Here is a 22,911-nt window from a genome sequence, read left to right on the forward strand (position 1 = left end):
TCGCTTAGGCGAGCTTTTTTTATGTTCGTTCTATATTGGAACTAATTCTTAGTGCATCAAATTTTAATTCTGGAAGTGATTTATTTTCTCCCATCATGTACGGGTGGTCAGCCAATGACAACATATCCAGATCTTCTTCGCTATTTCCATAAGCATAGATATATTGATAGTCTTCTAAATTGTATTGTTGCAAAATCCGTAATTTTTTCTGTTCACGGCTACAATCTTCAGAGCGATAACGACCCGTTAAAGTACCGTTCTTAATTTCTGTTTGGGTGCAAATTAACTCAATATTAAGCAATTCACAGATTGGTGCTAAATATAAATCGACTGATGCAGAAACAAGAACAATATGATCACCACGCTGTTGATGAAGATAAAGCTGCTTTAGTAAAGCTGGATCTAATTGTTTTATTAATTTTTGCGCATATTCATCAACCAAATTTTCTACAAATTTGGCGGAGATACCTTCAAACATCGTTTGAAATAATCGAGGTCTCAATGCATGTGCAGGATACAAGCGTAAATAATAGGCTTGAATCCAAGGTAATATAGTTAAGCCTTTTTTTACAATGTGACGCTTTGATAGGGTAAAGAAAATAAACCCCGTAAAACTATCTTTAGGATAGAGTGTGCCATCAAAGTCAAATAAAGCAAGATTTATAGTTTTATGCGTTTGGCTCTTTGCATGCATGTCTCATATCGTCCATTTACACGGCTTGCAAACCAGTTTGTATTGTAATCACGACTCAGTTTTGGTCCTGAAATAACGACTTGTGGCATGGTTGCATAAATTGGCTCTTTTTGGGTTTTATTTTGATATAGCTTTTGTACGGCTAAATAAGTTTGAGTATCTTCAAATTTTTTCTCTTTCTCTTTTTTCAAATCATCACGAATTTGGCGTGGTGTCACTAAAATATTATTTTGAGCGAAAACAGCGATGAGCTCTTTTTCACTTTGGCTTTGGTTTGATTTCACATCGCCATCTTTATTGTAAAGTAATAGATCACCATCGAGACTGATTTCAGTCTTGGTGAGTGCATTTAACATGCTTTGAAACGCTGCATTTCGACTTGAGTAAACACCAGAATTGTAGTCTGCAAAGCGATAGATTGCTTTGTCATAATCAGCAGGATATTCCATTAATCGATGAATACCATAGTATAAACCTCCATATTGGGTATATAGATCATTACGCAATTCGGCAATACTACCACTTTGGCGTTTATGTTCTTTGGCGTAATTAATATGAACCTGCATTGAACCCAATGTCGTAATCGGATTCATTTTTTCCCCGATATCTTGTCCAACGAGTTTCGCTGCACCCGTTAATGCACTGACATGATAATGTTTTGACATGTAGTCGAAAATCTCACGGTAGAGCAAATCCAGCTCGCGCTCCGTTTTAACTTTACGCATTTGACTCATGTAATTATTTTCTGGAGAAGGTTGATTTTTGAGTACGTCCTCAAAATAGCCTGCGACTGTTCCACCTATGGTTTCACCCAACTTTGCTTCAAATTTTTCTTTGAGTCGAGTATTAATTTCTTGTACTGCTTTTTCTCCAAGTCCTGAGACGGCTGGATCAGCAACAAAGTTTGATTCCTGATCTACCACAGCAACCACACTACATACGTTCTGCTTGGTTTTTGGAATGCTGAGTTCCTGCATAATGTCAAAAATATCCTGTGCCCAGGACTGTCGGTCATTCACACGCGCTGGAATGACTTTCTTAATTTGTTCTGCTTCCATTTCTGGTTCTTTGCCATTAGACCACCATGCTTTATCTTCACAAGCTGTTAAGCTGAGACATGCAGTGAGTATGCCCATAATTTTTAATAAAGGACGAGTAGGGAATGATTTATTCATAATCAGAACAACACCACATAAAAAGATGAGTCAAATGGGCGAATGAAGTATACTATGTTGCTCAGAATTTGTAAGAATATATATGTATATCGGTTCATATCAACTGTCAAATAACTTGATTGTTGCACCTATGGCAGGCGTAACAGATAGACCCTTTCGGACACTATGTAAATATTTTGGTGCAGGTCATGCCGTAAGTGAAATGATGACGGCTGATAAAACTTTACGTATGAGTAAGAAAAGTTTATATCGGGCAAATTTTGATGGCGAACTTGCGCCAATTTCAGCACAAATTGCGGGTTCTGACCCAGAGCAACTTGCGGAAGCTGCTCGTTACCAAGTCGCTAACGGTGCACAAATCGTTGATATCAATATGGGTTGTCCAGCCAAAAAGGTTTGTAACAAGTTGGCAGGTTCAGCATTATTACAAGATGAAGATTTAGTAGCCCGAATTCTAGATGCGGTGGTTGCGGCCGTGGATGTGCCAGTGACTTTAAAAACCCGACTAGGATTTTTAAATGGTCATGAAAATATTTTGCGTGTGGCAAAACGTGCTGAAGAATCAGGAATTTCGGCTTTAGCCTTACATGGTCGTACGCGTGAAGATATGTATTTGAACACAGCCCGTTATGAGCTGATTAAGCAGGTAAAAGAACTGATTGATATTCCATTGATTGCGAATGGTGATATTGATAGTCCTGAGAAAGCTAAATATGTCCTAGACTATACTGGCGCAGACGCGATTATGATTGGACGTGCTGCACAAGGTCGACCATGGATATTTCGAGAAATAGCACATTACTTAAAAACAGGTAAACACTTGGCAGCGCCAGATATTGCTGAAGTCAAAGCTGTGCTATTAGGGCATTTATCAGAATTATATCAATTCTATGGCGAATATTCTGGTTGTCGTATTGCGCGCAAGCATATTGCTTGGTACACCAAAGGCTTGCGTTCGAGTAATGAATTTCGCCAAAGTATGTATAAAGTAGAGAGTACTGCTGATCAGGCCAAGGTTGTAGAAGCATATTTTGATCAATTGCTTGATCTAGGGCAGCGTATGAGTGATGTGGAAGTTGAACAAGTCAATTTACTAGACATTAAATAGTGATGCTATTTTTATTTGTTTAAAAGCCTGTAATGATAGATGAGTTTCATTACAGGCTTCCGATTACTCTAAATGTGCAGTGATTTTTTGCAGAATTTGAAAGATCACATCAAATTCACTTTGTAATGGTGTGCTTTTTCGTGTCACCAATGCCAATGTGCGGTTCGGGGCATCTTCAATTGATTTTACTGCAATTTCTTCATTGAAATGAATCATGCTGTTTTTCAAGGCAATTTCGGGTAGCAGTGTAAAGCCAAGATTTGACGACACCATTTCCACTAAAGTTGGAAGAGAGCTTGCCTTTAAACGATGATCATTTTTGCGCTCACCCACAGGGCAGGCACTTAAGGTGTGATCTCGTAAACAATGACCTTCTTCGAGTAGCATCAGACGCGATAAGTCCAAATCATCTAGTGAGTTTGCATTCTCAGCATTCTTGTCATTTTTATTGTAGACAACAAATAAATTTTCTTTTGCAATTTCTGCAACTTTTAATCCACGAGTGTCAAAAGGAAGCGCCAGAACAATCATATCTAAATTGCCGTGTTCTAGCTTTTCTACGATTTTCTCACTTTGAGCTTCATGTAAATGAAGCTGAATCTTCGGCAGTTGTCGATGCACTTCATCAAGTAGTTGAGTCAAAATAAATGGTGCAATCGTAGGAATAATACCGAGATGTAGATCACCTGTTAACGGTTCACTCATTTCTCTACTTAGGCGCATTAAATCTTGTGCATCGGCAAGTAATACTCGTGCACGTGCAACGACTTGTTCGCCTAATGGGGTTAAACGAACGTTTTGACGATCACGCTCAACTAGGACGCCACCTAAGAGGCGCTCTAGTTCCATGATACCACCCGACAAAGTAGACTGAGTGACAAATGAACGGCGCGCAGCTTCAGTGAAATGTAAAGTTTCTGACAACGTAACTAAATACGATAGCTGTCTTAATGAGGGTAATGCAGCCATAGAGTCCTAGTGTGATGATCTAAAGTGATGAGCAAACAAACCGCTAAGTTGTGGAATGAAGTGAGCAGGAATATCATGCCCCATTCCTTGAATTAATTCAAATTTAGCACCAGAAATAGCCTTTGCAACAGCTTTCCCGTGACTTTGTGGTAATAAACGATCTTTTGAACCATGTACAACCAAAGTCGGCTGAGTAATATTTTTGTTCAATGCTAACAAAGAACCTGTACATAATATTGCTAAAAACTGTTGAAGTACACCCGCTGGGTAAAAACTACGGCGATATAGTTTACGAATGGTTTGAATTGCTTCAACTTGATTCACATAACCTGGTGATCCAATAATATGAAATACTTTCAAACTATGATTCACAATCGCATCTTCGTCATGTGCTTCAGGTTTACCTAATAAGCTGAAAAGTTGTTTTGGAAACGGAGGTGGCAGGAAGGGTTGATTATTACTTGTAAATAATAATCCGACTTTCTCAACTTTTTCTGGATATTTCGCTGCCACGATTTGAGAGATCATGCCACCCATTGAAGCGCCTATGATATATGTTTTTTCAAGCCCCAATTGGTCGATTAACATCGAAACATCATCAGCCATATCATATAAAGTGTAAGGTGCACCTTCGTTACCGAGCCCGATGATGAAGCGACTCATGAGTTTCATGGTATTAAGGCGTTTTCTTTTTTCACGAATTTTTGAAGATAAACCAATATCACGATTATCGAAACGGATAACGCGGAAGCCTTGATCAATCAATGATTTACAAAAGAAGTCAGGCCAAAACAGCATTTGAGCACCTAAACCCATAATCAATAGGATTGTTGGGTGTTCTGGATTGCCGCCCATTTCAACATGCAGTTCAATACCATTACCTAAAGTGACTTTGGTTTCTTGCATAAATGGAGCATAAGGTGACACATTAAATTGTAAAGCACTGTTCATGGCATTCATTCCGAATTGAATTCTTTTTATAGAATTAGAGTCTGCTAGAAATTTCTTTCTTAACAGACTCTAATTTAAACCTTAAACTTGTGCTGGAATCAAGTCTGGAACAAGTTTGGTTAAAGTTAAACGTTGTTTGCTTGCAGTCGCACCTAAAAGCACAAAACCTCTCAATGTACCTTCATCATCTACTGCTCTAGCAAGCATACCATCTTCAAACTCTTCAGTTTCCCAATTCACGTCCACACCAATTGGTGCAGGTAATACAGTCAATGGTGCAGCAGGTGTTTTTACCGCAACAGGCATTGCAGGGTAGTGTACAGCAGTAGTTTGCCCGCTCAGTGTTTTTGCTAATGCACGTGCTTGTTGCATGATTGGCATGACGAATGGCAGCAATGTTCCATTCACCTCAGCACAGTCGCCCACTGCATAGATGTCAGGCTGGCTGGTTTCCAATAGGGTATTGGTAATGATGCCACGACTCGTCTGGATATTTGCTTCTTTTGCCAGTGCAATATTGGGCTGTAAACCAATTGCTGAAAGAACAATGTCAGCGACTAAGGTCTGACCATTGGCCAATGTGACTGCATAGTCTTCGCCATCATTGATCTTGGTCACTTTTTCAACAGTGGTTGAAAGCGCGAACTTAATGCCCGCCTGTTCTAAATTGGTTTTAAAGGCTTCCGCAACGTGATTTGGTAGCAAGCGACCAAGTGGTTGTGGTGCAAGATCAATTACTGTGACATCGTAGTCGCTATGTAATAAATCATTGGCAAATTCACAGCCAATTAACCCAGCGCCTAGAATCACAACGCGTTTATCTTTACGCTTTGCTAAATTTTCACGGAACGTACGGTAGTCGATCAAGGAGTTCACGACATGAATATCATCACTACCATCACCAGCAATTGCTAAACGAATTGGGTTTGCACCTACTGCAAGCACAAGTTTTGAATAAGGTTGAGTGAAAATTTCACCATTTTTTTCTAAAGTGATTTCATGTTGTTCAGCATTAATTTCTTTCACCAAGGTTTCAGCTTCAATGCGCATATTCAGTTGCGTTGCCATTTTAGCTGCATCACCTAGGGCAATTTGTTCAGGTGCTTTATTCCCTGCAAAGGCATTAGATAATGTTGGTTTTGCATAATTTACCGCATCATCTGCGCAGATCATAACGAGTTCTTGTTCTGGGCTGAGTTTGCGAAACTCACGTGCAACAGTATAGCCTGCCATGCCCGATCCGATGATGACGATAGGATGCATTATATTCTCCAGTATTTCTTTCAATAAAAACAAACGATAGGAAAAAAAAGACCATGATCATGATCACGGTCTTTTAGATCTATTTAGATTTCAATCATTTCAAAATCAGCTTTTGAAACGCCGCAATCTGGGCAAGTCCAATCATCAGGGATATCTTCCCATTTGGTACCTGCTGCAATGCCGTCTTGTGGCCAACCATCCGCTTCGTCGTAAATCCACCCACAAACGATACATTGATATTTTTTCATGTGACTCTCCAAACTGATAGGTATGCTCAAATTGCCTTTCAGTAAAACTATTCCATAATGTCGCTACGATCGCTGTAATACAACAAACTTGTGTTAATCAGGAGTTAGATTTTTACGCAGAACGCCATTTAAGTAAAGCAAATGCAAGAGTTTAATCATTTATGTAGAAAGTGGAATGGCAATTTGTTCTGAAAGTCTTGTTATTTGAGCAATTACTCTAATTTTTTATGGATCTGTATATCTCTATCGCATTTTAAAAACAGTAAAAGTATAAATATAAGGTGGTTGAAAAGTAACCATTTAAAATTAAAAGATCAAAAATAACACCAAAATTATGGAGAAAACTAAAATGCAGACTTTATCTTACGATATTGAAATTAAGGCTTCGAAGCAAAAAGTGTAGGAAATATTATGGCAAAAAGAAAGTTACCAAGCTTGGACCCAATTTTTTCTTGCAACTCGACCATACGATCAGACTAAAAAGTAGGCGGTAAAACCTATTTCTATGATGATAAGGGGGTGGCATGATTTCAACAATCGAACGTTTAGATGAGCCGAATGTGATTATTTTTAAACATATCGGGATGATTCAAGATGGAGAGGAAGATACTGAAAGTGACGATGTAAAATCTTGGGCAGGTGCATTAGAAAAGTACATGTTATTTGATTTGGATGACGTTACTCAACTCTATGTAGAAGTGGATATTCAACCCCAATATATTGAAATGATAAATCAAGGTTTTGAAAAAGGGTTAGCTTTGGTTAAACAACTCGCTGAGCAATAGAAATCATTTTAAGTACATATTTATTGCAAGATAAAAGTATTATTTTCGCTTTGAAGTTGATAAATCTTTGCTTTTTTCACGATTGTGTGACTGAAATGGTGCGAAAATGGGCTTTGATCTGCTATTCTATGCCACTTCAATTTTACTTAAATCGAGGCAGAGATGACGCAACAAAACGCTCAATCGACTTCTGAACAAACACTTTCCGAAAACGATTTAATCGCACAGCGTCATGCCAAGTTAAAGCAAATCCAAGAGACTGCTAAACAAAGCGGTAAAAGTCCTTGGCCGAATACCTTTAAACGTGAGCACTATACAGGTGACTTACAGGAACAATTTAAAGATCAAGATAAAGCACAAATCGAAGGTGCTGAAAAAGTTTATGTAAAAGTCGCGGGTCGTGTCATGTTGAACCGTGGGTCATTTATTGTGATCCAAGATATGACAGGTCGTATCCAACTTTATGTAGATCGTAAAGGTTTGCCAGCAGACGTTTTAGAAACGATTAAAAGCTTAGATCTTGGCGATATTATTGCCGCTGAAGGTTATATCGGACGTTCTGGCAAAGGTGACTTATATGTACACCTTGAAGGATTTGAATTATTAACCAAATCACTTCGTCCGCTTCCAGATAAATTCCACGGTTTAACGGACACAGAAGCGAAATATCGCAAGCGTTATTTAGATTTGATCGTTAACGAAGAAACACGTAAGACTTTTGAAATTCGTGCCAAAGTGGTTGCAGGTATTCGTGCGTTCTTAACTAATGAGCGTTTCATGGAAGTTGAGACACCAATGATGCATGTGATCCCGGGTGGTGCATCTGCAAAACCATTCGTAACACATCATAATGCATTGGATATGGAACTCTATTTGCGTATCGCACCAGAGCTCTATTTAAAGCGCCTTGTAGTGGGTGGTTTTGAGCGTGTGTTTGAAATTAACCGTAACTTCCGTAATGAAGGGGTGTCAACACGTCATAACCCTGAATTTACCATGATCGAGTTTTATCAAGCCTACGCTGATTATAAAGACTTGATGGCATTGACTGAAAACATGCTTGAAAAACTCGCAATTGATATTTTAGGTTCTACCGATGTGCCTTATGGTGATGAGGTGTATAGCTTCAAAGGTCCATTCAAGAAAATATCAATGTTTGACGCCATTCTTGAGCATAACCCTGACTTTACCCCTGAAAATGTGAATGACCGTGAGTTTTTGGCCAAGTTCACTCAAGAAGTGCTTAAAGAGCAAGTGAAACCTGTTTTCGGTTTAGGTAAATTACAAACAATCGTGTTTGAAGAAACTGTTGAAACTAAACTTCGTCAACCAACATTCATTACAGAGTATCCAGCTGAAACCTCACCACTCGCTCGTCGTAATGATGATAATCCACACATTACCGATCGTTTTGAGTTCTTTATTGGTGGTCGTGAGTTAGCCAATGGTTTCTCTGAGTTAAACGATCCGATCGATCAAGCGGAACGTTTCCAAGCACAGGTTGAAGAAAAAGATGCTGGTGATGATGAAGCTATGCATTATGATGCAGACTTTATTGAAGCACTAGAATACGGTTTACCGCCAACAGCAGGTGAAGGTATTGGTATTGATCGTCTCGTGATGTTGTTTGCGAATGCCCCAAGTATTCGTGATGTATTGTTATTCCCACACATGCGCCGTAAAGATTAATTACTCACTTATTATTAATAAAAGGCCACTTTAAAAGTGGCTTTTTATTTTGTTGGTTTTGTACACGACAAAAAAGATAACTCATTGAAATAATGGCATAATACTTGTTTTCTGACGACGAATATGATGACACATTCCAATGAGTTACATCTCATCTTAAACAAATATCTAAAGTGGAACAAGTCACATGCAAAATGTTTTACACTGATTATGCTGGCATTAATTGTAAAACAGACATGTAACCTTTCTTCTGCATCTAAAGCCTTACCCATCAGGTGCTTACCACAATCATTTTATCGACGTATACAACGCTTCTTTGCAGATCAGTATTTCGATTATCGTCAAATTTCTCAGTTAATTTTCAATATATTTTCATTCGATAAAGTCCAATTAACTTTGGATAGAACCAACTGGAAATGGGGAAAACGAGATATCAATATCTTGATGTTAGCCATCGTCTATCGTGGAATAGCGATACTTGTTGTTTCTCCTATGTTTAATGCTTCTGCTATTCGTGATTATGCATTACGCTGGGAAATCGAAACCTTATTTAGTTGTCTCAAAGGACGTGGATTCAATCTTGAAAATACTCGTTTAACAGACCCTAGACGAGTCAAGAAATTGATAGCAGTGCGAGCTATCGGTTTCTGTTGGTGCTATTTAACAGGTGAATGGCAACATGATCGAAAAAAAGCAATAAAAATAAAGAAGCATGGACGACTTTCAGTAAGTTTATTTCGCTACGGTTTGGACTATGTTCAAATGGCTATTCTACGTTTGATTGGTTTCGGGAAAAAAGAAGAATTTAAGAAAGTGCTCGCAATTTTAAGAAAGAAAAAGCCTGATAGGACAAGGGCCCTATGAAATTTGTCGTGTACAGAGCTAAATAGATAAGAAGCCGAATTCGGCTTCTTTTTTGTTTAATTTAATTTCATGTTATTTTTAACAGTCCTTCTTTTCTTTCTGAGCTATGCATATCACAATTTTGCATATTGATATGAAAAAACAAGCTAAAGAAGCCGTTCTAAATTATTATAATGGATAAACTTTACTAGATTGCTCATTTGTCCACTAGTAAGAATATCGATATCACGAAAAATTGGAGTTGTTATGATACTCGTTCCTCCACACGGTCTTCCAAGTGGTGGTTTAATACCACTTATAGATTTTATGGGTAACATTGATAAGGGGGGATATGTACATGACTGAAAATAGATTAACTCACCTCAAGCAACTTGAGGCAGAAAGTATTCATATTATTCGTGAAGTTGCAGCTGAATTTGAAAATCCAGTGATGCTTTATTCAATTGGTAAAGATTCAGCAGTCATGTTACATCTTGCCTTGAAAGCATTTTATCCTGCTAAGCTTCCTTTTCCACTCCTGCATGTAGATACAGGTTGGAAGTTTAAAGACATGATCACATTCCGTGACAACATGGCAAAAACTCATGGCTTTGATTTGATCGTACATCAGAACAAAGAAGGTCGTGATGCAGGCATTAACCCGTTTGATCATGGTAGTTCAAAATATACCGACATCATGAAAACTCAGGGTTTAAAACAAGCATTAGATAAATATCAGTTTGATGCTGCGTTTGGTGGTGCACGTCGTGATGAAGAAAAATCACGTGCGAAAGAACGTGTTTATTCATTCCGTGATACGAAGCATCGTTGGGATCCAAAAAACCAGCGTCCAGAACTTTGGAATCTTTACAATGGTAAAGTGAACAAAGGTGAGAGTATTCGTGTTTTCCCTTTATCTAACTGGACTGAGTTAGACATTTGGCAATATATTTACTTAGAAAATATTCAACTTGTTCCTCTTTACTTCTCGGCTGTACGCCCAGTTGTAGAGCGTAGCGGTACGTTAATCATGGTCGATGACGAGCGTATGCGTTTAAAGGAAGGTGAAGTTCCTCAAATGAAATCGGTACGTTTCCGTACACTTGGTTGTTACCCATTAACAGGTGCAGTTGAGTCTGAGGCGGATACATTGCCTGAAATTATCCAAGAAATGCTTTTGGCTACCAGTTCAGAGCGTCAGGGTCGTATGATTGACCATGATGAAGCTGGCTCAATGGAAAAGAAAAAGCAGGAAGGTTATTTCTAATTTCCTTAAGCAAGTCCCTCTGTTAAAAGAGGGATGTAGGGAAATTACAAAATTAGATTTCGAATTTTGTGGAGTTTTGAGCAATGTCTCATCAATCAGATCTTATTAGCCAAGATATTTTGGCATATTTAAAACAGCACGAAAATAAAGACCTTTTGCGCTTCTTGACTTGCGGTAACGTCGATGATGGTAAGTCAACGCTAATTGGTCGTTTACTTTATGATTCAAAGTTGATCTATGAAGATCAATTACAAGCAGTAACGCGTGATAGTAAAAAAGTAGGTACAACAGGAGATGCTCCTGACCTTGCTTTACTGGTTGATGGTTTACAAGCTGAACGTGAACAGGGGATTACGATTGATGTAGCCTATCGTTATTTCTCTACAGAAAAGCGTAAGTTCATCATTGCTGATACGCCAGGACATGAGCAATATACGCGTAACATGGCAACAGGTGCATCAACGGCCGATCTTGCGATTATCCTGATTGATGCGCGTTATGGTGTGCAAACGCAAACTCGCCGTCATACTTTTATTGCAAGTTTACTTGGTATTAAAAATATCGTTGTTGCGATCAATAAAATGGACTTGGTTGAGTTCTCTGAATCTCGTTTCAACGAAATTCAAGTTGAATATGATGCATTCTTAAGCCAGCTTGGTGAGCGTCGTCCAGAGAATATTTTATTCGTTCCGATTTCAGCATTGAATGGCGACAACGTTGTTAATCCATCTGCAAGTACGCCTTGGTACAAGGGTCAAACCTTGATGAGCATTCTTGAGTCAGTGGAAATCAAGCGTGATTCGAACAAAAAAGAATTTCGTTTCCCTGTTCAGTATGTGAACCGTCCAAATCTTGATTTCCGTGGTTTTGCAGGTACGATTGCGCTGGGTGAAATTAACGTTGGCGATGAAATCGTTGCTTTACCTTCAGGTAAAAAATCAACGGTGAAAGAAATTGTCACTTTTGATGGAAACCTTGAACAAGCAATTGCAGGTCAAGCGGTTACTTTAACGTTAAATGATGAAATTGATATTTCACGTGGTAATGTTTTAGTTCGTGCAGGTGAACAACCGCTTATTTCGCGTAGTGTTCGTGCATCTGTTGTATGGATGAATGAACATCCACTAGTGAAAGGTAAACTATATAACCTTAAAATCGGTACGCAAACTGTTCCTGCAAAAGTCAGTGCGATCAATTACCGTGTCAACGTAAATACACTTGAACATACTCAAGTTGAAGAGCTTGAGTTAAATGCAATTGCAGATCTTGTAATTGAGTTTGATGCTCCAGTGGTGTTTGACCAATATCAAGACAGCCGTTACACAGGTTCATTTATCTTTATTGACCGTTTAAGCAACGTCACTGTTGGCGCAGGAATGGTTGAAGCTGCAGTTGAATGGACAGCGCATAGCAATCCTGTGACTGCGGAAGATCGTGCTGCGCGCTTAGGTCAGAAACCTGCTGTGATTGGTGTTTCTGCTCAGTTGATTGAACAGGCTCAGGCTTTAGAAAGCTTGTTGATTCAACAAGGTGTGGTTGCGATTGCAAAAGTTGGTTTAACGACTGAGCAAACTGTTTTATTGCGAGAAACAGGTGTAGTGGTGATCACGACAACTGTTGATGGTGCGGATACGGATATCACTGCTGAAACAGTTGAAGAAGCAGCTGAAAAAATCGTGGAGTTAGTTCGTCTTTAATAGCTTGGACTGACTTCTAAAAGCCTGCTTATGCAGGCTTTTTTATTTTATAAATTCGAAATTTATATCTTTGAAGGTTTTTGATTCTTCGATTTAATTTAAAATAGTGATAAATATATCGAGCTGATATTTTTTTATTCTGTTTTGAAAGGTCTTTTATGAGACAATAGTTCTTTGAATTATTGTCTAAGGACTCCCATGACTGAGCAAACTCCTGAATATTTAAGCGATATCGAAATTTTAGACATTTTACAGTCTATGAAAAAAGATAAGCTTGATGCAGAAGCGAACGAAATCATCCGTAATGGGGGTAAGGCTGGGCGTCAAGAAGCGCACAAGCAAGCTTTGGTTGCACTGAATACAAGTTTTGAAGATAAATTTGTAGAAGCAGTAACACTTGCATTAGGTTTAAATTCTGGACAAGCTAAAAAAATTCGTTATAAAAAAGATCGTATTCGTATTTTAAAAGTGCGAGGTATTGATTATCTTGCGATTGATGGAGCTGAAACAGCTCAAGTTCTGTCTCAGGTTGCTCAAGCAATTGTGCGTGAAGATTCCATAGTGACTCATGATCTGCATAACATCTTTCCATTTTGGAAAGAAGGATGGCCAATGGTTCAGTTTGATAATGCTTATAAAATTTTGGCGGAAGATATTGCCATTCATTATCAGGCAATGCTGGATGAGTTAATTTCATTGTATGGTGGAAACTAAAATCTAGTGGTGGTATCAAATTCTTTGTACTGCTCTTTGCTATTATTGCTTTGCTATTTTGGTTTGTTGCAAAGTAAAAAAGCCCATTTTAGTGTAATGCCAGTCAGTTAAGCTTTTAAACCCCTCTAAATCTCCCCTTAGTAAGGGGAAACTTTCCACAAATCAAATGTTTGTGAATTTCCTGCCTTTTTAAGGGATGAAGAACGGTTATAGTTCCACAAGGGAGGGTTATTAAGCTCTTAACTGATTAGCATGACCACTTTAGTGGGCTTTGTTTTTTAGGATGAGCTTTCCTGTGTGGGTGATTCCGACTCTTGGTTTGGTATGATTTGAGTCACAAGAAGCTGGTCAATTTTATAATGGTCAATATCGACCACTTCAAACTTAAAACCCGCATATTCTACAGCATCGGCTGGGCGTGGGATTTTGCGTAAACGGTACATAATAAAACCTGCAATGGTTTCATAGTTTTCATTTTCTGGAAACTCTTCAATCGCCAGCGCATGTTTCACATCTTCTATTGGCGTGCTGCCATCAATGAACCATGAATGATTATCCCGTTTGATGATCTGCTGTTCTTCCTCCATTGGCGTGACCCAGTCGCCCATCACAGTAATCATGATGTCACTGAGGGTAATCACACCCACCACCAGCGCATATTCATTGATCACGACTGCAAATTTTTCTTTGGTTGAACGGAAACGGTCTAGCAGCTCAGACAGGGTGAGGGTATCAGGAATAATCAGGACGGTACGGATGGTTGATTCATTCAGTTGCAGTAATGACTGGTTGTTTAAAATCCGAACCAGAATGTCTTTGGCATCCACATAGCCAATTACCTGATCAATGTGCTCATTACAGACAAGGAATTTTGAATAAGGATATTCCGCCAGTTTTTGTCGAATACTGTTTTCATTTTCCTTGAGGGTGAAATACACCACGTTCTCACGTGTGGTCATACTGGATGGAACTGTGCGTTCCTCCAGCTCAAAGACATTTTCAATAAAATGGTGCTCCTGCTTTTGCAGAACGCCTGCCTGTGCGCCTGCATCCATAACTGCGGAAATATCATCAAAGGTGATATTGTCGTCACGAATGGTATTGACCTTGAACAGGCGAAACAACAGGTTTGCAATTGCATTAATTCCCCAAGCCAACGGTTTACAGACTTTGATGAAGATCTGAATGGGTTCAATCACCCTAATCGAAATCTTTTCAGGTGCAATCATCGCCAGACGTTTGGGCATGAGGTCGGCAAATAAAATAAACAGTGAGGTGACCAGAGTAAAAGAGAGGGCGAAACCAATTGTTTCAAGCCAGGGGCCTGTATAAAACCGTGCAACAAACTCCACAAAATAGGGGCGAAACGCCCCTTCACCTAAAATACCGCCTAAAATGGCAATCGCATTTAGACCAATTTGTGAGGCGGCAAAGAAATCGGCAGACTGTTGCTGCAAGTCCAGAACTTTTTGGGCACGGATTTCGCCCGATTCCGCTAAAATCTTCAGCTTCACCTTTCGCGCGCCCGCAAGGGCAATTTCAGTGAGTGAAAGAAAACCCGCTGCAGAAATCAGCAGCATAATGACAATAATATTTTGGAAGAGACTCACACATCACCTGTGGTGCATATTATTATGAATATGTTGTAACATAAAAAACGACTAAGGTAATGAGAACATTACCTCAGTTGTAACACTAGGGTTCAACAAGCGTACTCGTAGAAAGCCAGACATTGTTACAAAAGAAGATGTTAATATTGTGAAAACTGCGTATTATTTAAAAGAAATTCGCGATTTTCTTCTTCGATCATTTGGCGTGCTACAAAGAGGATAAGTTGTCTTAACCAACGATGTGCAGGATGATGGTGTAGCAATGGACACCAAGCCATTTTAAGTTCAAACTCTGGAATGTAAAATGGTGGGTCTTTAATAAGAAGACGAGGATTTTGTGCTTGCAAACGTGCCATACGTGTTGGCAATGTTGCAATCAGATCAACATTTTGCGCTAAAAGTGCAGGCATTTGATAGTGGCGAGTAAACACGGAAATTTTACGACGCTGACCAATTCGTTCCAAAGCTTGGTCAATCCAACCAAGTCCTGCTTGTTTATCTGGATTTACGCCAAAGCCAACACCCATACCTGTTTTAGAAACCCAAATATGTTGAGCATCTAAATAGCTTTTAAGGTTGAGATGGGTTACAGCAGGGTGTTTATCATTTAAAATACAGCTAAAACTATCGCGCCATACCAAAACTTGATGGAAGCTTTGCGGGATTTCATTGAAGCGGTTAATGGCTAGATCAACTTTGCCTTGCTCCATATCTCGATAAGAGACATCACTTGGAGTTAAGAAGTCCAGTACAACATTTGGCGCTTCAGAGCGAAGTGCTTTTACAAGACGCGGTACAAGCGTTGCTTCAGCATAATCGGAAGTCATTATGCGAAAAACGCGCGTACTGGTATAAGGTCTAAATTCGGTACGTGGTTCGAGAATCATCGACAAATCTGATAATGCATCACGAATACGTGGTTGTAATTCGAGTGCACGCTCAGTTGGTGTCATGCCTTCAGAAGAACGAATGAGTAGAGGGTCGTTAAATAAATTACGTAAGCGACGTAAAATATTACTCATTGCGGGTTGAGTGACACCCAGTTGTTCTGCAGCACGTGTGACATTTTTTTCACGAAGAAGTACATCAAGATAAATTAATAAATTGAGATCAACCCGCTCCAGATTCATAAAAAAAATACCGAAAATAAAATTTTTGAATTGTGATGAATTATGACATAACTAAAGCCGTTTGTGTAACTTAAAACGAGATAAAAGGTATAGCAAATAGTTGAATGGTTTGGTCTTATTAAATTTGAATAAGCTTATAACAGATTCATTATCATGAGGAAATGATATTCAATATATAAAACACGATGGCCATTTCTGCATTTATTGGCTTTATTCATTCATATGTTTTGGTATTGGATAGTTGTTTTAAATGTATAGAAATAATACGAGTTAGATTGTTTAATGAATAATTTATGATGAATTTTATTTTTAAAAATATTTATATATCAAAGTCTTGGTTTATTTTTTTGAATATTCTATATCGTTTTATCTGTATATTTCATAAATAAATACTGAAAATTAACCAAGAATATTGGATTAATCTGTTTGCACAGACTAAGCTGTGCAATATGTTGATGAAGTGCTTAAAATCTAGACTATAAAAGCATGGTTTTTTGCGATCATTCGATGCCAATCCCTCTAAAGGAATATATCATGTCTACATATTTAACAGCGATTGATGCAATCCGCGAATTAAAAGCAAAATTCGGCGACACTTGGCGCGATATTAGCCCAGAAGATGCTGCTCGTATGCAAATGCAAAACCGTTTCAAAACTGGTTTAGATATTGCTAAATATACAGCTGCGATTATGCGTCGTGATATGGCTGCTTATGATGCTGACTCTAGCAAATATACTCAATCATTAGGTTGCTGGCACGGTTTCATCGCTCAACAAAAAATGATTGCGAACAAAAAATACTTCGGTACTACTGAACGTCGCTATATCTACCTTTCTGGTTGGATGGTTGCTGCACTTCGTTCAGAATTTGGTCCACTTCCTGACCAATCTATGCACGAAAAAACTTCTGTTCCTGCATTAATCGAAGAAATCTATACTTTCTTACGTCAAGCTGACGCGAAAGAATTAAACGATTTATTCCGTGCTCTTAAAAAAGCTCAAGAAGCTGGTGACACTGCTAAAGCTGCTGAAATCACTGCTCAAATCGATGGCTTCCAAACTCACGTTGTGCCAATTATTGCTGACATCGACGCTGGTTTCGGTAACGAAGAAGCGACTTACTTACTTGCTAAGAAAATGATCGAAGCTGGTGCTTGTGCGCTTCAAATCGAAAACCAAGTATCTGATGCGAAACAATGTGGTCACCAAGCTGGTAAAGTAACTGTTCCGCACGAAGACTTCATCGCTAAAATCCATGCATTACGTTATGCATTCTTAGAAATGGGTCTTGACGACGGTATCATCGTTGCACGTACTGACTCTGAAGGCGCTGACTTGACTCAAAAAATCCCAGTGGTTAAAGAGCCAGGCGACATCGCTTCTCAATACATCAGCTACTTAGACACAACTGAAATCGACATTTCAGAAGCTCAAGAAGACGAAATCCTGATCAAGCGTGATGGTAAACTTCACCGTCCTAAACGTCTTGCTTCTGGTCTATACCAGTTCCGTGAAGGTACTCAAATTGACCGCGTTGTACTTGACTGTGTAACTAGCTTACAGAACGGTGCTGACCTTCTTTGGATCGAAACAGCGACGCCTAACGTTGCTGAAATCGCTCACATGGTTAACCGTGTACGTGAAACAGTTCCAAATGCTAAGCTTGTTTATAACAACAGCCCATCATTTAACTGGACGTTGAACTTCCGTCAACAAGCTTACGATCGTTGGGTTGCTGAAGGTAAAGACGTTTCTGCTTACGACCGTGCTAAATTAATGAGCGCTGAGTACGATGCAACTGAATTAGCTGCTGATGCTGATGAGAAAGTACGTACATTCCAAGCAGATGCTTCTCGTGAAGCGGGTGTATTCCATCACTTGATCACTCTTCCGACCTACCACACTGCTGCTCTTTCTACTCATGAGCTTGCACAAGGTTACTTCGGTTCTGAAGGTATGTTGGCTTATGTTGCTGGCGTACAACGTAAAGAAATCCGCGGTGGTATCGCTTGTGTTAAACACCAAGCAATGGCTGGTTCTGACATCGGTGATGATCACAAAGAAATCTTCTCTGGTGACAATGCTCTTAAAGCGCACGATGATGCTAAAAACACAATGAACCAATTCGCTGCTCACTAAGCCTCGATTGATTCAAAAAAACCCTGCTTAAGCAGGGTTTTTTATTTTAATCATAAAAATGCTCGCAACAGCGAGCATTTAAAATTTAAAAAGATTATTCAGCTTCTTTTTTGAGTTGATATTTATCAGCCAAATCACCCGTAATTTCTTTACCATCCATATCTAATGCTTTTAAATAACCCTCAGCAACAAAATATTTACGGCTATCACCAGCTTTATCTAATTCAATAATAGATGAATTTTTGTTATCGAATTGGAAACTACCCTTGCTTTCAAATCGTTTGCCATCACCCTTACCAAGATACGTTTCTTTAATCTCATAAGTTTTATCTGAATTAAGTTCTAGTTCGGTTTTAATACCTTCACAATCTGCACAAGGGAGTATGCCTTTATATGTGCCATTCCAATCTAATGCATTTTCAGTAGTATGTGCAGTATCAGATACAGTTGCTTCTGATACAGCTTCAGTTGTATTTGGTGTTTGCTCTTCAACTTTTTTATTTTCAGTTTTACTACAAGCGGCTAATACAAGAGAAGCTAGAGAAATTGCAATAATTGACTTTTTCATTTGGTGTTAAACTCTTTTTTGAAAAATATTGTTATTTAAACTATGGGATTTTAAGAAGAAAGGGTAGTGACAGTATGTAAGGGTTATTTAACCTTTGGTAAATCTATAAATGGCAGAATTTAAATTTATTATTTAACCTACTTATTGCAAAGTATTAAAATTTTAGAAAAAAGTAAATTTAAAATATAAAAAAGCCTTTATCGTTAGATAAAGGCTTTTTAAATTTTGGAGCGGGAAACGAGACTCGAACTCGCGACCCCAACCTTGGCAAGGTTATGCTCTACCAACTGAGCTATTCCCGCAATAGGACGCATTATAGAGAGTTTCATCCAACTGTCAACTCTCTAAGTTACTGAGTGTTGAATTAATCAGCACGTCGCCAAATTGTGCCTTGGCGAGTATCTTCTAAAACGACACCTTGATCGAGTAAAGACTGACGAATGCTATCAGCTTTTGTAAAATCTTTAGCTTTTTTTGCATCAACACGTTGTTGAATAAAATCTTCAATTTCTACATCAGAGAGATTAAGCGCTTCTTGACCAATATCAGACTTTAAAAAATCTTCAACATCATATTGCACTAGACCAAGAATGTTCGTCAGATAACGTAGCGTTGAATAAAGAACAGTTGCTTGTTCAGCCTGTTCTTCTTTAACCGCACGATTTAATTCTTTATTGATTTCAAATAGTACTGCGATTGCTTCCGCAGTATTAAAATCATCACGCATTGCACTGTTGAAGCGTTCAACAAGATCTTGCGCTAAAGTTTCAACTGTTTTTTGACCATAAACTTGCTGATAAGCTTTAAATGAATGATAAAAACGACTTAGTGTGGTCTTTGCTTCTTTTAATGCAACATCAGAGAAATTGACAGGGCTACGATAATGAGATGAGACAATAAAGTAACGAATCACTTCGGGATGGAATTTTTCCATGACATCGCGAATGGTAAAGAAGTTGCCTAAAGATTTAGACATTTTCTCGCCATCAACATTGATAAAACCAACATGCATCCAATAATTGACATATTGTTCACCTGTTGATGCTTCACTTTGTGCGATTTCATTTTCATGGTGAGGGAACATGAGATCTGAACCACCACCATGAATATCGAAATGATTGCCTAAGCAGCAAGTCGACATTGCAGAGCATTCGATATGCCAACCTGGGCGACCATTGCCCCATGGTGAAGCCCATGCAGGTTCATTTTCTTTGGCATGTTTCCAAAGTACAAAGTCGAATGGGTGTTTCTTGTCTACTTCGACATCGACACGTTCTGATGCTCCTGCTTGCATGTCGTCCAATTTACGACCTGATAAGCGACCATATTTATCAAATTTAGTCACTTCAAAATAGACATCACCATTGGCAGCGGGGTAGGCAGCGCCTTTATCAACCAATGTATTGATCATATTTTGCATTTGATCAATATATTCAGTTGCTTTTGGTGCCTCGTCTGGTGCTGCACAGCCTAAATTAGCTGCATCTTCATTCATTGCATCAATAAAACGAGCCGTGAGTTGTTGGATGCTTTCGCCATTTTCATTGGCACGCGCAATAATTTTGTCATCAATATCCGTGATGTTACGAATATAGCGAACTTTCCAGCCTTGGCTGCGTAAGAAGCGGATGATGTAATCAAATGCAACCATAACTCGAGCGTGCCCAATATGACAGTAATCATAAACAGTCATACCACAGACATACATGTCGATTTGACCTTCTTGACGTGGGACAAATTCAACTTTTTTACGTTGCTCAGAATTATATAGAACAAAAGGTTGCATAAGGGTTTTCAAACACTCTACAAAAATCGTGATTCATCATAACGTATGCATTGTATTTCATAAAGTTATCAGGTGAAAAAAATGGAGGAGTGATTGCCTTTATAAATGCCTATTTTTTAGCAATATCGCATATTATTTTTTTTTACTCTTGAGTTTATGATGAATAGCAATCTCAGATGTCTCATTCTTGCTTATCAAAGTGCAGTATGTGAGGTTCTAGCTCTTATGCAAGGATCTGGTATAAAGCAACCTATTACAAATATTGAATGGGCATGTATGCATATCCCTCAACTTGGTAAATTGATAGGAGGTATTCCATATTTTAAACATGGTTTTGGCAGTAAGGTTAAATTACCTAGAGGTGCCGTAGATTTTGATTTTGGAGAGCAGGGGCAGATCAATGGTTTTGATTTATGGAGATTGCTTGATTTTGCTGGTTCAAGATTATTTGAATATGGATTTTCTAGCGAAGCTGCTTTAAAGCAATGTTTTGAAGATGAAGTGAAAGCAGGTCGTTTAGTCTATTCAGGGTATATACTTTATTACTTAGTAGATTCTAGCAATTAACATAAGTTCAATCTCTCTTCATTTTTGATGAAAACTACTACATTTAGAAACGTGCATATTTTTCAATTATGCTAGAATCAGTATCATTCTTTTGATTAAAATCATCTGCCTTCAGGTGGATAGCGTATTATTCTGGGGTCAAAATCATATGTCACAAGCCATAAATTTTCAAAAAAGCGCATTAGAGACCCTGCGAATTGAGCAACAAGCCTTAGAAGTTCTTGCAACACAAATTAATGAAAGTTTTGATCGTGCATGTGAAATTCTTTTGCAGTGTAAAGGGCGTGTTGTTGTGACGGGTATGGGCAAATCAGGTCATATCGGTCGAAAAATGGCAGCGACACTTGCATCAACTGGGACACCATCATTTTTTATGCACCCAGGTGAAGCGGGGCATGGTGATTTGGGTATGTTGGTTCGAGGTGATGTATTAATCGCGATTTCAAATTCAGGCAAAAGTGATGAAATCATGATGCTCATGCCGTTAATCAAACATCTAGGTGTACCATTAATTACTATCAGTCGTGATGATAAAGGACCAATGCCACAGAATGCGGATGTTGCACTGACATTAGGTGAGGCGGATGAGGCTTGTCCTCTAGGTTTAGCACCAACATCTAGTACGACTGCAACACTTGTTTTAGGCGATGCATTAGCTGTCGCATTGTTGGAAGCGCGTGGTTTTACCGCAGATGATTTTGCTCGTTCCCATCCTGCGGGAGCATTAGGTAAACGCTTACTTTTGCATGTAAAACATTTGATGCATACAGGGACTGAATTACCCAAAGTTAAACCTGATACACCGATGAACAAGGTGTTATATGAAATCTCAGATAAACGTTTGGGTCTTACCACGGTTGTTGATGAGAACGATATTTTATTAGGTATTTTTACTGATGGTGATTTACGCCGAATGATTGATCAGCAGCAAGGTTTTGATGTAAATCTCCCAGTTGCTGAAGTTATGACCAAAAATCCACTCACTATTTCTCAAGAAGCCCGTGCGGTGGAAGCATTGGAAAAAATGCATGAGAGAAAAATTAATCAATTTGTAGTTGTTGATCATACCAATAAAGTGATTGGTGTGATTAGTATGCATGACCTTATTCAGGCAGGAGTAAATTAAGCCATGGCATCTTATGCTTTACAAGAACAAGCACGTCATTTACAAGCATTAGTGCTTGATGTGGATGGAATCTTAAGCGATGGCTTTGTAACCCTAACAAACTCAGGTGATGAACTGAAATCATTTGATATTCGTGATGGGTTAGGTATGAAATTGGTTCAACAAGCAGGAATGAAAGTGATTATTATCACTGGACGTAAGAGCAATATTGTTGAAAAAAGAATGACAGATTTAGGTGTTGATCTTATTTTTCAAGGGCGAGAAGATAAAGGTGTGGCATTACGTGAAGCATGTGCTCAGTTAAATATTTTACCTGAAGATTGTTTATATATGGGCGATGACTGGCCTGATTTATCTGCATTTGCGATTGCTGGCATGAGTATTACTGTTCCCAATGGTCATGAGGAAGTTCGTCGTCGTGCAAATTTAGTCACTCAAGCGATGGGTGGGCGTGGCGCAGTTCGAGAAGTATGCGATATGCTCTTATGTTCAAAAGGCGTTTACCAAGAGCTACTTGCAAAATATTTAGCTGTACCACATTAATAGTAGCGTGAATTACCCAAAGGTCAGGTAACTCTGTTT

At 38.7% G+C, this 22,911-nt stretch carries 20 protein-coding genes, 1 tRNA gene and 1 pseudogene; 11 read left to right on the forward strand and 11 right to left on the reverse strand.

Translation table 11 applies throughout. The features are described 5' to 3' along the window. Window positions 1-19: 19 nt before the first annotated feature. Window positions 20-694 (reverse strand): HAD-IB family hydrolase, encoded by a 675-nt coding sequence (locus CDG55_RS06180; RefSeq protein WP_087537114.1) that lies wholly within the window; start codon window positions 692-694, stop codon window positions 20-22. Continuing rightward, window positions 661-1,869, reverse strand: coding sequence for a DUF1615 domain-containing protein (locus CDG55_RS06185; protein ID WP_087537115.1), 1,209 nt, complete (start codon window positions 1,867-1,869; stop codon window positions 661-663). Before CDG55_RS06185 ends, CDG55_RS06180 begins: the two co-directional genes overlap by 34 nt. Before the next feature lie 82 nt (window positions 1,870-1,951). On the opposite strand from CDG55_RS06185, the gene dusB reads away from it, so the two are divergent. Beyond that, complete coding sequence (gene dusB / locus CDG55_RS06190; protein WP_087537116.1) at window positions 1,952-2,977, forward strand: tRNA dihydrouridine synthase DusB; 1,026 nt, start codon at window positions 1,952-1,954, stop codon at window positions 2,975-2,977. Between the two features lie 63 nt (window positions 2,978-3,040). Here dusB and oxyR read toward each other — a convergent pair whose 3' ends face one another. The 4 genes from oxyR to rubA form a co-directional block, all read right to left on the reverse strand. Then, window positions 3,041-3,946 carry a LysR family transcriptional regulator OxyR gene (gene oxyR / locus CDG55_RS06195; protein ID WP_005157596.1) on the reverse strand — a complete coding sequence of 302 codons (906 nt, stop codon included), beginning with the start codon at window positions 3,944-3,946 and terminating at the stop codon, window positions 3,041-3,043. Window positions 3,947-3,952: 6 nt separating this feature from the next. Further along, window positions 3,953-4,897 carry an esterase EstB gene (estB, locus tag CDG55_RS06200; protein WP_087537147.1) on the reverse strand — a complete coding sequence of 315 codons (945 nt, stop codon included), beginning with the start codon at window positions 4,895-4,897 and terminating at the stop codon, window positions 3,953-3,955. 81 nt (window positions 4,898-4,978) lie between these two features. After that, window positions 4,979-6,160 carry a rubredoxin reductase RubB gene (rubB, locus tag CDG55_RS06205; protein ID WP_087537117.1) on the reverse strand — a complete coding sequence of 394 codons (1,182 nt, stop codon included), beginning with the start codon at window positions 6,158-6,160 and terminating at the stop codon, window positions 4,979-4,981. A gap of 83 nt (window positions 6,161-6,243) precedes the next feature. Further along, window positions 6,244-6,408: a rubredoxin RubA gene (rubA, locus tag CDG55_RS06210; RefSeq protein WP_004663059.1), complete on the reverse strand. Its 165-nt coding sequence runs from the start codon at window positions 6,406-6,408 to the stop codon at window positions 6,244-6,246. Between the two features lie 406 nt (window positions 6,409-6,814). Here rubA and CDG55_RS06215 point away from each other — a divergent pair. The 6 genes and pseudogenes from CDG55_RS06215 to CDG55_RS06240 all read left to right on the forward strand — a co-directional run bounded on the left by CDG55_RS06215 (window position 6,815) and on the right by CDG55_RS06240 (window position 13,403). Beyond that, a pseudogene (locus tag CDG55_RS06215) lies at window positions 6,815-7,193 on the forward strand (SRPBCC domain-containing protein). Between the two features lie 162 nt (window positions 7,194-7,355). Beyond that, window positions 7,356-8,882 (forward strand): lysine--tRNA ligase, encoded by a 1,527-nt coding sequence (lysS, locus tag CDG55_RS06220; RefSeq protein ID WP_087537118.1) that lies wholly within the window; start codon window positions 7,356-7,358, stop codon window positions 8,880-8,882. A gap of 126 nt (window positions 8,883-9,008) precedes the next feature. Further along, window positions 9,009-9,746 (forward strand): transposase, encoded by a 738-nt coding sequence (locus CDG55_RS06225; RefSeq protein ID WP_087537148.1) that lies wholly within the window; start codon window positions 9,009-9,011, stop codon window positions 9,744-9,746. A 337-nt stretch (window positions 9,747-10,083) separates the two neighbouring features. After that, window positions 10,084-10,992: a sulfate adenylyltransferase subunit CysD gene (gene cysD / locus CDG55_RS06230; protein WP_004663051.1), complete on the forward strand. Its 909-nt coding sequence runs from the start codon at window positions 10,084-10,086 to the stop codon at window positions 10,990-10,992. Window positions 10,993-11,075: 83 nt separating this feature from the next. Continuing rightward, window positions 11,076-12,689 carry a sulfate adenylyltransferase subunit CysN gene (gene cysN, locus CDG55_RS06235; RefSeq protein WP_087537119.1) on the forward strand — a complete coding sequence of 538 codons (1,614 nt, stop codon included), beginning with the start codon at window positions 11,076-11,078 and terminating at the stop codon, window positions 12,687-12,689. A 198-nt stretch (window positions 12,690-12,887) separates the two neighbouring features. Further along, window positions 12,888-13,403, forward strand: coding sequence for a hypothetical protein (locus tag CDG55_RS06240; protein WP_087537120.1), 516 nt, complete (start codon window positions 12,888-12,890; stop codon window positions 13,401-13,403). Between the two features lie 278 nt (window positions 13,404-13,681). On the opposite strand, the gene CDG55_RS06245 is transcribed toward CDG55_RS06240, so the two are convergent. Both CDG55_RS06245 and CDG55_RS06250 read right to left on the reverse strand, forming a co-directional pair. Then, complete coding sequence (locus CDG55_RS06245; protein ID WP_087537121.1) at window positions 13,682-15,013, reverse strand: hemolysin family protein; 1,332 nt, start codon at window positions 15,011-15,013, stop codon at window positions 13,682-13,684. A gap of 140 nt (window positions 15,014-15,153) precedes the next feature. Next, a complete protein-coding gene (locus tag CDG55_RS06250) occupies window positions 15,154-16,143 on the reverse strand; it encodes a LysR family transcriptional regulator (RefSeq protein ID WP_087537122.1) in 990 nt (329 codons plus the stop codon). A 534-nt stretch (window positions 16,144-16,677) separates the two neighbouring features. Here CDG55_RS06250 and CDG55_RS06255 point away from each other — a divergent pair. Next, the gene (locus tag CDG55_RS06255) at window positions 16,678-18,282 is read left to right on the forward strand and encodes an isocitrate lyase (RefSeq protein ID WP_087537123.1); all 1,605 of its coding nucleotides are present in this window, start codon (window positions 16,678-16,680) and stop codon (window positions 18,280-18,282) included. A 94-nt stretch (window positions 18,283-18,376) separates the two neighbouring features. Here CDG55_RS06255 and CDG55_RS06260 read toward each other — a convergent pair whose 3' ends face one another. The 3 genes from CDG55_RS06260 to cysS all read right to left on the reverse strand — a co-directional run bounded on the left by CDG55_RS06260 (window position 18,377) and on the right by cysS (window position 20,636). After that, window positions 18,377-18,850 (reverse strand): copper resistance protein NlpE, encoded by a 474-nt coding sequence (locus CDG55_RS06260; RefSeq protein WP_087537124.1) that lies wholly within the window; start codon window positions 18,848-18,850, stop codon window positions 18,377-18,379. Window positions 18,851-19,076: 226 nt separating this feature from the next. Continuing rightward, a tRNA-Gly gene (locus tag CDG55_RS06265) sits at window positions 19,077-19,152 on the reverse strand. Between the two features lie 62 nt (window positions 19,153-19,214). Beyond that, complete coding sequence (gene cysS / locus CDG55_RS06270) at window positions 19,215-20,636, reverse strand: cysteine--tRNA ligase (RefSeq protein WP_087537125.1); 1,422 nt, start codon at window positions 20,634-20,636, stop codon at window positions 19,215-19,217. Window positions 20,637-20,861: 225 nt separating this feature from the next. Here cysS and CDG55_RS06275 point away from each other — a divergent pair, with 225 nt between their 5' ends. From CDG55_RS06275 to CDG55_RS06285, 3 genes are all read left to right on the forward strand, one after another. Continuing rightward, window positions 20,862-21,203 (forward strand): DUF6896 domain-containing protein, encoded by a 342-nt coding sequence (locus CDG55_RS06275; RefSeq protein ID WP_228252571.1) that lies wholly within the window; start codon window positions 20,862-20,864, stop codon window positions 21,201-21,203. Window positions 21,204-21,351: 148 nt separating this feature from the next. Then, on the forward strand, window positions 21,352-22,329 hold the full coding sequence (locus CDG55_RS06280) for a KpsF/GutQ family sugar-phosphate isomerase (protein WP_087537127.1): 978 nt from the start codon (window positions 21,352-21,354) through the stop codon (window positions 22,327-22,329). 3 nt (window positions 22,330-22,332) lie between these two features. Beyond that, window positions 22,333-22,872 carry a KdsC family phosphatase gene (locus CDG55_RS06285; protein ID WP_005157544.1) on the forward strand — a complete coding sequence of 180 codons (540 nt, stop codon included), beginning with the start codon at window positions 22,333-22,335 and terminating at the stop codon, window positions 22,870-22,872. The last annotated feature ends 39 nt before the right edge of the window (window positions 22,873-22,911 follow it).

The sequence above is a fragment of the Acinetobacter sp. WCHA45 genome (assembly GCF_002165255.2).
Lineage (GTDB): Bacteria > Pseudomonadota > Gammaproteobacteria > Pseudomonadales > Moraxellaceae > Acinetobacter.